This window comes from Porphyromonas pasteri (genome assembly GCF_014647755.1).
GTDB lineage: Bacteria > Bacteroidota > Bacteroidia > Bacteroidales > Porphyromonadaceae > Porphyromonas > Porphyromonas pasteri.
On the sequence record NZ_BMPU01000002.1, the window covers coordinates 286,119 to 297,197 of the forward strand.

Sequence of the window (11,079 nt, forward strand, 5' to 3'; positions counted from 1 at the left end):
TCACAAATGAACAGGAAAGATTACGAAATCATGGCCCCCGTGGGCTCCTATGAGTCGCTCATGGCAGCTATCAACGCGGGTGCTGACTCCATATACTTCGGTATCGAAGGTCTCAACATGCGCTCGAAGAGTGCAAATAACTTCACCACCGAAGACCTCCATAAGATCGCGGCGATCTGCCGTGAGCATGACGTCAAGAGCTATCTTACCGTCAATACCATCATCTACGACGAAGACCTTGCGCTCATGCGTGAGATCATTGACTCGGCGAAGGATGCCGACGTGTCGGCTATCATCGCTGCCGACGTCGCACCCATGCTCTACGCGCGTAGTATCGGTGTCGAAGTCCACCTCTCCACCCAGCTCAATATCACCAATGTCGAGGCGCTGCGCTTCTACGCACAGTTTGCTGACGTCGTGGTCTTGGCACGTGAGCTGAATATGGACCAGGTCGCTGCCATCCATAAGGCGATCATTGAGGAGCCCATCGTCGGCCCTGCTGGTGAGCCCATCCGTATCGAGATGTTTGCCCACGGCGCCCTCTGTATGGCCGTCTCAGGTAAGTGCTACCTCAGCCTGCACGAGCAGGGGAAGAGCGCTAACCGTGGCTCTTGCTCGCAGATCTGCCGCCGCTCCTATGAGGTCAAGGATAAGGAGACGGGCATTGAGCTGGAGATCGACAACCAGTACATCATGTCGCCCAAGGATCTGAAGACGATCCACTTCCTCAATAAGATGCTTGATGCTGGTGTGCGCGTCCTCAAGATCGAGGGCCGTGCGCGTGGCCCCGAGTACGTCGATACGGTCGTGCGTGCTTACCGCGAGGCCGTCGACACCTATTGCGTGGGGAACTTCACCACGGACAACGTCGAGAAGTGGGACAACCACCTCGGGCAGGTCTTCAACCGTGGCTTCTGGGACGGCTATTATCTCGGCCAGCGCCTCGGCGAATGGACGTCGAGCTACGGCTCTTCGGCTACGAAGCAGAAGGTCTACGTTGCCAAGACGACCAAGTATTTCGGTAAAGTCGGTGTCGGGGAGTTTGCCGTCGAGAGTGGTGAGCTGAAGGTCGGTGATGAGATCATCATCACGGGCCCGACGACGGGGCTTGTGCGCTTTGTCGTCGAAGAGATCCGTGTGGACATGGAGCCTGTAGAGAAGGCTGTCAAGGGTCAGCTCTGCTCGATCGCCGTGCCTGAGAAGGTGCGCCCAGGTGACCGCCTCTATCTCTTCACCGATCGTAAGGTGATGCAGTAGTTGCTACCCATCGCTTCATCTCCTGCCCCTTATCTGGCGGGCTAATGACCCATCCCCTACGGAGCTACTCCGTAGGGGATGGGTCGTATATGGAGTGGGGGAGTGGATCGGGAGGATATGGCTCTCTGCGGGGGAGTAATGTGAACCTATATTGGTCGCTGAGCTGACCTATATAGGTCACGACGGCGACCTATATGAGACCATTGCACGGCACTGGAGGGGACCCAGGTCTATTCCATTTCCGTATATTTCTGATATTTAGTACCTTCACAGCAAAAACAGTCGTATCGCTTGCCAACCAAACAAACCGAATCCGCGCCGAGCTTCCTACAAGTTTATACGCAGGTGCGCCGCGACCGCATGAAGCACTCGTTCCTTCGACAGATCAGCGCTTGCGTTGACTGGCGAGGTATTCGCACACTACTCAACAAGAAGTATACAAAGACCCAGAACGCCACCGGCAATCCAGCCTATGATGCCTTGATGATGTTCAAGATCCTACTGCTTCAGACCTGGTACGGCCTGAGTGATTACGAAGTCGAAGAACGGATCAATGACTCCCTCCTCTTCAGCGAATTCCTCCTCTTGGATATGGGCCTTCCAGCTCCAGACCACAGCACCATCTGTCGCTTTCGCGCTGAACTGACACGCTTGGGGATTATGGATAAGCTCCTTCGCGAGCTGAATAAGCAGTTCAAAAAGCACGGGATTAGTCGTATTGACCAAGGGGCTATCGTGGATGCGAGCATTGTGGATAGCCCGCACGCTCCCGATGGAAGTATCCTCATCGAAGTGGCCGACGACCGAGAAGACTTGCGCACCGAAGAAGAGCAAGCGCAAGAGCAGGCTTATCAGTATGAGCTAAAAAGTCGCAGACCAGGGGTGGATACGGAAGCTCGTTGGGTGCGCAAAGGCAGGCACTATCGCTACGGATATAAAAAGCACGTGCTGACCGATGGGCAAGGGTTGGTGGAGAGCATAATTACCACGCCAGCCAATTGTGCCGACACGGTGGTATTGCCCGAGCTGATAGAGAAGGCAGAGCTTACACAGGGTATTAGTGTCCTTGCCGATAAAGGGTATTGTAGCAAGAAGAACTCGGCTTGTCTGCTTGAGCACGGCTTGATTGATGGAATTATGCTCAAGGCGCAGAAGGGGATGAAGCTTACAGAGCGACAACGTGAACTGAATAACGCCATCAGCAAAATGCGCTGTTTGATAGAGCGCACCTTCGGGAGTATCCGAAGGTGGTTTTCAGGAGGGCGATGTCGTTACCGAGGGCTTGAGCGAACGCATACACAGAATATCTTGGAAGCTATGGCATACAATCTGAAGCGTATGCCTGGGCTTCTTGTGCTCCAGAGTGCCAAATAGCCCAGAAAAGCCCCCTCTCGGGAGGATGATCCTCCCGAGAGGGGGCAAGGGAGAGAGACAGCCATCCCACTTCTCAGCCTAAAGACTCCGATTTTCGAGGCAAGAAGGTACGTGCAATGAAGAGGTGGCCTTGCGCAATGGTCTCTATATAGCTTCGTGTGACGACCAATATAGGTCAGCCCAGCGACCAATATAGGTCGGAGCAATGACCAATAGTCGTTTGATCTCAGACCAGTATTCATCCGTAGGCGAACGAGTAGTTGTTCGCATACGAAACGAATAGTGGTTTGACCCCGAAACGAGTAGTTGTTCTATGTGCAGACCAGTAGTTGTTTGCGCCTTGACTTACCGAGCTTCATTCGCGAAGCCTATAAATAATGGAGTCGTATAGTGCAGGGGGAGGGGAGTGGCACGGCTATCTGACGGGCTTTCCCGATAGGGGGAAAGTAACCAGTACTGGTCGCACGACGAACCAGTACTGGTCACCATAGTCAAGCAGTACTGGTCACTCGCGCGACCAGTACTGCTCGCTTCACTGATCAGTACTGGTTGCTTTTTGCCCCTTCGCTGGGGCTTGCTTCTCAGTGTCTTGCAAGGGACGATTTTTCGCCTCGCTTCGGGAGCTTCGCTAGTCCGCTATGCCTTACGATCCGCTCTCTACTAATTATCCTCCGTACTACTGTAATGCCGTGAACTGCGCGCTGCACCGCTTGGAGAGCGTAGTTAAGTAGCCTATATGTATATAGGTAAGGGCGACAAATTTGCTTGGGGTGTTTGGTGGATAAATAATTTGTTATACCTTTGCACTCGCAACTGAATGCTACTCATATGGTAGGCGGTTGACATTGGGAGGCCCATTCGTCTATCGGTTAGGACGCAAGATTTTCATTCTTGAAAGGGGGGTTCGATTCCCCCATGGGCTACGATAACAACAAAAAGAAAAGATACAAATGGCAAATCATAAGTCATCCATCAAGAGAATCCGTCAGACCAACGCTCGTCGTCTGCACAACCGCTACTACGCCAAGACGGCTCGTAACGCTGTGCGTCGCTTCCGTGCGCTGACCGATGCTGCTGAAGCTCGCGCTGCTCTGCCTCAGCTCAGCTCGATGCTCGACCGCCTCGCTGGCAAGAAGATCATCCACAAGAACAAGGCTGCAAACCTCAAGAGCAAGCTCGCTAAGCAGATCGCACGCCTCGGCTAAGAGTAGCCACTCTCCCCATCTGCTGTCAAGCGCCTCCCCTCGGAGAAGGTGTGAGACAGAATTCAGGCGGCCCCTTCGTCTATCGGTTAGGACGCAAGATTTTCATTCTTGAAAGGGGGGTTCGATTCCCCCAGGGGCTACCAAGCAAAAAGCACCGACATACTCCTCGTGAGGTATGTCGGTGCTTCGCTTTTATAGGCTCGCTATCTGAAGAGGACTGGTCAAGAGCCCCTTTTGTAATAGCCTGCTCTATATGACGATGCCCCCTCCATCTCTACTGATGGAGGGGGCATTGCTATAGGGGGGCGTAGATGAAGGCGGTGACTTGCTGGGCCTTGAGGTCTACGATCTGTGCGACGACTTCGCCGCTCGCCTCCTGCCAAGTGGCGAAGGTGCGCCCATCGCCGAGGGCTTCGTAGTTGGGCTCTTCCTTCGTCTGCTCAGAGGTCTTGCCGTCGGGAGAGCTGGTCTGCCAGATGAGCGTGTCGTGCCCGTAGGTCACGATCGCCTGCATCTGCCCGTAGTCGATATGGAGCGTTCGTCCGATGAGGGGGAGGCTGTCGGTAGCAGTGGTCTGCTCCTGGGAGGCTGTCGTGCCCTTGCTGCCTTCGCCGCAGCTGGTGAGCAGAGCGGGGATCATAATGCTTGCGATGATGAGTGATTTTGTCATTGCTTGTGATGTGTTACGATCTGTACTCTTGCGATGAATGAGAGAGGGGAGCCTCCCTTGAGAGTAAAGCAAAGGTAGGTAATTGCTGTTCGAGGCTCATTCCAAGAGGGATTAGATGCTTTGAGAGAAGCAGGTAGGGAAGTGCTCCGAGGGAAATTCCGTATCTTTGTAGAAGCTCTATGCCCTACCAGCGGCGGGGCTACTACGGCTGCCCCTCGGGAGAGCTGCATCAAAAAGTATAATCGATAGACGAATGAAATCAAGACGAATATTGTATATCTCGCAGGAGATCTTCCCTTACCTCCCCGAATCCGATATCGCGACGACGGCACGTCACCTGCCGCAGGGGATTCAGGAGCTGGGCAATGATATCCGCATCTTCATGCCCCGCTTCGGTGTCATCAATGAGCGCCGCAACCAGCTGCATGAAGTCATCCGCCTCTCGGGGATCAACATGATCATCAATAACAATGACCATCCACTGATCATCAAGGTCGCTTCACTGCCGACCGCCCGCCTGCAGGTATACTTCATTGACAACGATGATTTCTTCAAGCGTAAGACCGTCTTCGACGTCGACCCCAAGGTAGGCAACGACAACGACGAGCGCTCGATCTTCTTCGTGCGTGGTGCCCTCGAAGCCATCAAGAAGCTCCGCTGGATCCCCGATATCATCCACTGCCACGGTACCTTCACCGCGCTGGGTATGCTCTATCTGAAGAAGTACTACCACGATGACCCTTGCCTGAAGAAGGCCAAGATCATCTACTCGCTCTACGATGAGCCCGCTCCCGTAGAGATCCCCGACACGCTCTTCGAGTGCCTGAAGTTCGACAAGATCAAGCCCGCAGCACTTTCCGTACTCGATGGCAAGACCGACTACGAGGCACTGAACCGTCTGGCCATCCACTACGCCAACGGGGTCGTACAGGGTAGTGCCGAGATCTCGCCCAGCCTCAAGCAGTACATCGACGAGAGTGGGGTGAACTTCCTCCCCTATACTCCTGTCGAAGGGTGTGCCGAGGTGTATAATGAATTCTATAAGAAGATCCTCCCATGATGAAGCTTGCTTCAGCTCTATATGTAGGCCTCCTCTCGCTGGGCCTTGCGACGCTCTCCACCTCCTGCACCGAGGACAACCTCTCGGGTATCGGTGAGAGCATCCAGCCTAACCGTGACAAGGTCACCGGGCTTGCGACGACGATCACCTTCGACGCCACCACGGTAGCCACCCCTACACTCTATACCGATGGTACGACTTCGCTCCTCGGTACGCTCATCGACGAGACGGGCTCGACCGTCACGGGTGAGTTCATCAAGCAGATCCGTACTGCCGAAGGGGTTGCCTTTGAGGATGCTGACAACGCCCAGCTGACTATTGACTCGGTCTACTTCCGCATCTATTCGGACCGCACCGAGGGGAATGCAGATGCTCAGATTAAGGTCAACGTCTACAAGCTCGCTCAGCCCGTCACCACGGCTGGTACCTCGAGCCAGACGCTCGGCCAGTACCGCACGGGCGCGACGCTCTTGGGCTCTGCTACTATCCAGCCCAGCGCTGGGACGCTCATCCAGCAGAACTCCACGATGCGCTACTTCACCATCCCTCTGGATGTGAGCCTCGGGAAGCACTTCTTCGATGCGACGCGCTCGTCGACGCTGAAGAGTGCCTTCAACTCGCAGTCGCGCTTTGACCGCGAGATCTTCCCTGGCTTCTACGTCGCACCTGTCACGGGTCGTGGCTTCCTCCTCGAGGTCACGGAGGTCGCTCTCATGATCCACTACAGTGTGCCCAACAAGGAGAAGCCCGCCGAGCGCGTGAAGTACGTGAAGACCTTCGTCGATACGAAGCTTACCTCACGCCTGAACGCTCTGAGCAGCGGCGACATCTCGAGCCTCACGGCTCCGTCTACGGAGTACAGCTATGTCAAGGGCCCTGCTGGCGTGACGACGAAGTACACGCTCTCGGTGAGCGAGCTGCAGAAGCTCCTCGCTTCCGCGCCTAAGCCCACCACGACGCCTGTGCCCAGCGACTTCATCGGCCGCGCTTGGATGCTCGCTGATGCGAACTTCTCCGTCAAGGTCAATAGCCCTGAAGGGCAGCGCACGAACCAGCCCGACTACCTCCTGCTCCTCCCCTCAGACAAGGTGACGGAGTTCTTCTCGGCCGATGTGCAGGCCATCCAGTCGGGTAAGTCGTACCTCTCGAAGAAGTATGCCGCCAGCGACAAGGCGTATAAGTTCAACAACATCGCCCGCATCGTCACGGAGCATCTGGCAAAGTACGCCACCTACTCCGCCGCTACGGGCTGGACGATCTCCACGCCACTGGAGCTGAGCCTCGTACCTGTATCGGTGACGTCATCGGGCTCCAATGGCTCTGCAAGCATCGCTGAGCTCATCCGTCCGAGCTTCCTCCGCCTCTCAAAGGCTACCACGGACCGCCAGGTGAGCTTCGTGAGCGTACAGCTCCAGCAGCAGTAAACCCCTATCTGACGCCCACAGAGAACAGGCCTCGTCACCCCGAGAACTCCCTGCTCTTTGTGGGCGTCACTCTATACACTACCTAAGTACCTATACGACTACGTCTATGCAGTCCTCCATCAAGCTCCGCCTGACGGTGATGAACTTCCTCCAGTTTGCAGTCTGGGGGGCCTACCTTACTTCTATGGGGCGCTACCTCGGTACCGCAGGCTTCGGCTCCGAGATCGGGAACTTCTACGCCATGCAAGGTCTCGTGTCGCTCTTCATGCCTGCTCTCATGGGTATCGTCGCTGACCGCTGGATCCCAGCACAGCGCCTCTTAGGGGTCTGCCATATGTTGGCAGGGATGCTGATGCTTGGCGTCTTCCTCTACACGCAGACCGATGCGCCCTCTTATCCCAGCCTCTTCGCGCTCTACTCGCTGAGTGTCGCCTTCTATATGCCGACGCTGGCGCTGAGCAACTCCGTCGCCTACACCTCGCTCGATCAGGCCGGGCTGGATCTGGTGAAGAGCTTCCCTCCGATCCGTGTCTTCGGTACGGTGGGCTTCATCTGCACGATGATCGCGGTGAGCCTGCTCGGTCTCGAGGCTACGAGTGGGCAGTTCGCTGTCTCGGCTATCATCAGCCTCGTCCTGGCAGTCTACGCGCAGACGCTACCCAACTGCCCCACGGCTCCCAAGGGGCAGAGCAAGAGCCTCGTCGAAGCCCTTGGCCTACGTGCCTTCGTGCTCTTCAAGCAGCGTAAGATGGCGCTCTTCTTCATCTTCTCGATGCTCCTCGGTGTCAGCCTGCAGATCACCAATGGCTTTGCTAACCCCTTCATCAGCACCTTCGGCGAGATCCCTGCTTATGCTGATACCTTCGGCGTGAAGTACGCGAATATCCTCATCTCCCTCTCGCAGCTCTCCGAGACGCTCTGTATCCTGCTCATCCCCTTCGCGCTGCGTCGCTTCGGTATCCGCCGTGTGATGCTCATCGCTATGGTGGCGTGGGTCCTGCGCTTTGCCCTCCTCGGTCTTGGTAACCCAGGTAGCGGCGTATGGCTCTTCCTGCTGAGTATGATCGTCTACGGGGTGGCCTTCGACTTCTTCAATGTGTCGGGCTCGCTCTTCGTGGACAAGGAGACTGACCCCTCGATTCGCTCCAGTGCCCAAGGCCTCTTCATGATCATGACCAATGGTATCGGTGCGACGCTCGGCTCGCTCGGTGCGCAGGCGGTGATCAATCACTTCGTCCACACGGAGCATGACACGACGGCGATCCTCGCTGGCTGGAGCATGAGCTGGTACATCTTCGCTGCCTACGCTGCTGTCGTAGCAGTGCTCTTCGCGCTGCTCTTCCGCTACAATACCACCACCGAGGCGAAGTAGTGCACCCGTCCTCGTCCCTTATCCCTCTTGTAGCCTCACTGAGCCGATGAATATCGCCTTCGATGCCAAGCGCATTACACACAATGCTACCGGCCTCGGGAACTACAGCCGCTTCGTGCTCGACACGCTCACGGAGTTCCGCCCAGAGAACCGCTATCTGCTCTTCTCGCCCTCTACGGGTGACCCCTCGCTCTACAAGCGCTTGCTGTCCAATCGCTCGGTGCGGCTCATCACGCCCCATCGTGCACTGGCCTTCGCTGGGGGCAATCTCTGGCGCAACTTCTCCGTGGCCTCGCGCTGCCGTACGGAGCAGGTCGACCTCTTCCACGGGCTGACCAACGAGCTCCCCATCGGGCTGTACAATGCCCAGCGCATAGGTACGGTCGTCACCATGCACGACTTGGCCTTCATCCGCTACCCACAGTTCTACAAGCCCATTGACCGCCTGCTTTACCGCAAGAAGTACGGCGCTTCGGCCCGTCATGCCGACCACGTCATCACCGTGAGTGACCAGACGCGTCGTGATGTCATCGATATCTTCGGCATCGAGGAGGAGCGTGTGACGACCGTCTATCAGGGTTGCTCCGAAGCCTTCGCTGCGGTGACGCCCGAGGATGTCGTAGTGGCACGTCAGGCACTGAACCTCCCCGAGCGCTATATCCTCTTCGTCGGGAGTATCGAGGAGCGCAAGAACCTCGCTCTCATCGTCGAGGCACTTGCTCAGCTTCAGGACAAGGACATTCACCTCGTGGCTGTCGGTCGTAAGACACCCTATGTGAATACCGTCGTCGACAGCGCCCGCCGCTTGGGAGTCCTCTCCCGCCTGCACCTCTTGCATGGGGTCGGATCGGCGATGCTCCCTGGCATCTATGCCGGAGCGAAGGTCTTCGTCTACCCCTCGCGCTTCGAGGGCTTTGGTATCCCACTTATCGAAGCACTGAATGCCGGCGTACCCGTCATCGGTGCTACGGGCTCCTGTCTGGAGGAAGCTGGTGGCCCCAGCAGCCTCTATACCGACCCCAGTGACGCCACGATGCTCGCCAGCATGATCGACCGCGTCCTCATCGACATCTCCCTGCGTCAGAAGATGATCACCGACGGCCGCGAGTACGTGGAGCGCTTCACGCCGAAGCGCCTTGCTCGGGACCTCTCCGCTGTGTATGAGAACGTCCTCCTCACCTACGAATAACCCCTTACCTCACTCAATGAAATACCTCATCGTAGGCCTCGGCAATATCGGGGCTGAATACGATATGACCCGCCACAACATCGGCTTCCGTGTAGCCGATGCCATCGCAGCCCGTCTGGGTGTGCGCTTCGAGACGAAGCGCTACGGCGATGTCGCTATGGGTCGTGCTAAGAGCGCGCAGATCGTCCTGCTCAAGCCCTCCACCTATATGAACCTCAGCGGCGAAGCTGTCCGCTACTGGATGAGCACGGAGAAGATCCCCATCGAGCGCGTGCTGGTCATCGTCGATGACCTCGCTCTGCCCTTCGGTGCGCTCCGCCTCAAGGGCAAGGGAAGTGACGCGGGTCACAATGGGCTGAAGAATATCGCCCAGCTCCTCGGCTCGCAGTCCTATGCCCGTCTGCGCTTCGGTATCGGGAATGACTTCCCACAAGGCGCACAAATAAACTATGTCCTCGGGCGTTTCTCCCCTGAGGAAGAGGCGCAGATGCCTGAGCGTCTGGAGACCTTCGTCGACGCCTCCATCGCCTTCTGCCTGGAGGGGATCGCCTCTACGATGAACCGCTTCAACGCTAAGTAATCGCCCCCGTCGTCCAACTATTCATCACCTAAATACAACCTCTTACTCATGAAGCAAGTCATTGCCACCACCAAGGCACCAGCCGCTATCGGCCCTTACAGTCAGGCTATCCTCGTCGGAGATATGCTCTTCGCATCGGGTCAGCTCGGTATTGATCCCGCTACGGGCGAGTTCCCCGAAGGCGTCACCGCTCAGACCGAGCAGGTCTTCCGCAACATCCACGCGATCCTCGCTGAAGCTGGCTTCACCATCGATCAGGTCGTCAAGACCACGTGCTTCCTCGCTGATATGGGCGACTTCGCTGCTATGAACGCTGTCTATGAGAAGCAGTTCACAGGCACCTTCCCCGCACGCTCTGCCGTAGCTGTGAAGACGCTGCCTAAGAACGGCCTCGTAGAGATCGAGATCATCGCACACCGCGGCTAAGCCACTGCGGTAAGATCCTGCCACGCATAAGCCCCACGGCTTCCCTCGCGAAGGGAGGCCGTGGGGCTTCTCTTTTCTCTCCTCCCAGCACGCCCTCTGAATGCGATCTTCTGCAGAATCCTGTCCTCTATATTTAGAGGGCTAAGGTATCGCACGCCCAGCTCCCCGATACGCCTCTCCGAAGTGAGACGCAAGCCCTTCGCCTTATCGTGAGTATTCCTCTTATTCAGCGCGGGGAAAAGTGCCCTTCTCGCGAAGGGAAAAGAGCCTTCACGTAGTGGCTTTTCCGCATCTATGCACGTAGTCTTAAAGACCAGGCACGTCAGTCCAAATATCCACGTACGTAGATATTAGATCCACGTACGTAGCCCAAACTTATCTACCACTCGTCCGCAACTTTTATCCCTACGCGGAGCAGCAACCTAATAGAGGTCACTTCAAAAAGCTATATAGCTTTCTTCACCATCCTATATAGGTCGATATCACCCCCTCGTAGTGTGGAGGGGCAAAGAGCTGGGGCGA

10 protein-coding genes and 2 tRNA genes are annotated in these 11,079 nt (G+C 56.5%); 11 read left to right on the plus strand and 1 reads right to left on the minus strand.

The window, feature by feature from the left end:
* Positions 1–6: 6 nt before the first annotated feature.
* The 5 genes from IEX77_RS04715 to IEX77_RS04735 all read left to right on the plus strand — a co-directional run bounded on the left by IEX77_RS04715 (position 7) and on the right by IEX77_RS04735 (position 3,979).
* Positions 7–1,257: a U32 family peptidase gene (locus tag IEX77_RS04715; RefSeq protein WP_188807935.1), complete on the plus strand. Its 1,251-nt coding sequence runs from the start codon at positions 7–9 to the stop codon at positions 1,255–1,257.
* Positions 1,258–1,548: 291 nt separating this feature from the next.
* On the plus strand, positions 1,549–2,631 hold the full coding sequence (locus IEX77_RS04720; RefSeq protein WP_188807936.1) for an IS5 family transposase: 1,083 nt from the start codon (positions 1,549–1,551) through the stop codon (positions 2,629–2,631).
* An 851-nt stretch (positions 2,632–3,482) separates the two neighbouring features.
* Positions 3,483–3,554 (plus strand) — tRNA-Glu (locus tag IEX77_RS04725).
* A 27-nt stretch (positions 3,555–3,581) separates the two neighbouring features.
* Positions 3,582–3,836, plus strand: a complete 255-nt coding sequence (rpsT, locus tag IEX77_RS04730; RefSeq protein ID WP_009432837.1) for a 30S ribosomal protein S20 — start codon at positions 3,582–3,584, stop codon at positions 3,834–3,836.
* A gap of 68 nt (positions 3,837–3,904) precedes the next feature.
* Positions 3,905–3,979 (plus strand) — tRNA-Glu (locus IEX77_RS04735).
* 152 nt (positions 3,980–4,131) lie between these two features.
* On the opposite strand, the gene IEX77_RS04740 is transcribed toward IEX77_RS04735, so the two are convergent.
* On the minus strand, positions 4,132–4,506 hold the full coding sequence (locus IEX77_RS04740; protein WP_188807937.1) for a MoaF-related domain-containing protein: 375 nt from the start codon (positions 4,504–4,506) through the stop codon (positions 4,132–4,134).
* A gap of 253 nt (positions 4,507–4,759) precedes the next feature.
* On the opposite strand from IEX77_RS04740, the gene IEX77_RS04745 reads away from it, so the two are divergent.
* From IEX77_RS04745 to IEX77_RS04770, 6 genes are all read left to right on the plus strand, one after another.
* Positions 4,760–5,566 (plus strand): glycogen/starch synthase, encoded by an 807-nt coding sequence (locus IEX77_RS04745; RefSeq protein WP_188807938.1) that lies wholly within the window; start codon positions 4,760–4,762, stop codon positions 5,564–5,566.
* The gene (locus IEX77_RS04750; protein WP_188807939.1) at positions 5,563–6,990 is read left to right on the plus strand and encodes a DUF4270 family protein; all 1,428 of its coding nucleotides are present in this window, start codon (positions 5,563–5,565) and stop codon (positions 6,988–6,990) included. The genes IEX77_RS04745 and IEX77_RS04750 overlap by 4 nt, the downstream gene beginning before the upstream one ends.
* Positions 6,991–7,096: 106 nt before the next feature.
* Positions 7,097–8,362 (plus strand): MFS transporter, encoded by a 1,266-nt coding sequence (locus tag IEX77_RS04755; RefSeq protein WP_188807940.1) that lies wholly within the window; start codon positions 7,097–7,099, stop codon positions 8,360–8,362.
* A 46-nt stretch (positions 8,363–8,408) separates the two neighbouring features.
* Positions 8,409–9,551, plus strand: coding sequence for a glycosyltransferase family 4 protein (locus IEX77_RS04760; RefSeq protein WP_188807941.1), 1,143 nt, complete (start codon positions 8,409–8,411; stop codon positions 9,549–9,551).
* 16 nt (positions 9,552–9,567) lie between these two features.
* Positions 9,568–10,131: an aminoacyl-tRNA hydrolase gene (gene pth / locus IEX77_RS04765; protein WP_188807942.1), complete on the plus strand. Its 564-nt coding sequence runs from the start codon at positions 9,568–9,570 to the stop codon at positions 10,129–10,131.
* Between the two features lie 48 nt (positions 10,132–10,179).
* A complete protein-coding gene (locus tag IEX77_RS04770) occupies positions 10,180–10,557 on the plus strand; it encodes a RidA family protein (protein WP_060935655.1) in 378 nt (125 codons plus the stop codon).
* The last annotated feature ends 522 nt before the right edge of the window (positions 10,558–11,079 follow it).

Excerpts from the sequence above, each read along its gene's own strand:
- pth (WP_188807942.1), top strand. The coding sequence starts at position 9,568 with ATGAAATACCTCATCGTAGGCCTCGGCAATATCGGGGCTGAATACGAT.
- IEX77_RS04770 (WP_060935655.1), top strand. The coding sequence starts at position 10,180 with ATGAAGCAAGTCATTGCCACCACCAAGGCACCAGCCGCTATCGGCCCT.
- rpsT (WP_009432837.1), top strand. The coding sequence starts at position 3,582 with ATGGCAAATCATAAGTCATCCATCAAGAGAATCCGTCAGACCAACGCT.
- IEX77_RS04745 (WP_188807938.1), top strand. The coding sequence starts at position 4,760 with ATGAAATCAAGACGAATATTGTATATCTCGCAGGAGATCTTCCCTTAC.
- IEX77_RS04715 (WP_188807935.1), top strand. The coding sequence starts at position 7 with ATGAACAGGAAAGATTACGAAATCATGGCCCCCGTGGGCTCCTATGAG.
- IEX77_RS04760 (WP_188807941.1), top strand. The coding sequence starts at position 8,409 with ATGAATATCGCCTTCGATGCCAAGCGCATTACACACAATGCTACCGGC.
- IEX77_RS04755 (WP_188807940.1), top strand. The coding sequence starts at position 7,097 with ATGCAGTCCTCCATCAAGCTCCGCCTGACGGTGATGAACTTCCTCCAG.
- IEX77_RS04740 (WP_188807937.1), bottom strand. The coding sequence starts at position 4,506 with ATGACAAAATCACTCATCATCGCAAGCATTATGATCCCCGCTCTGCTC.
- IEX77_RS04750 (WP_188807939.1), top strand. The coding sequence starts at position 5,563 with ATGATGAAGCTTGCTTCAGCTCTATATGTAGGCCTCCTCTCGCTGGGC.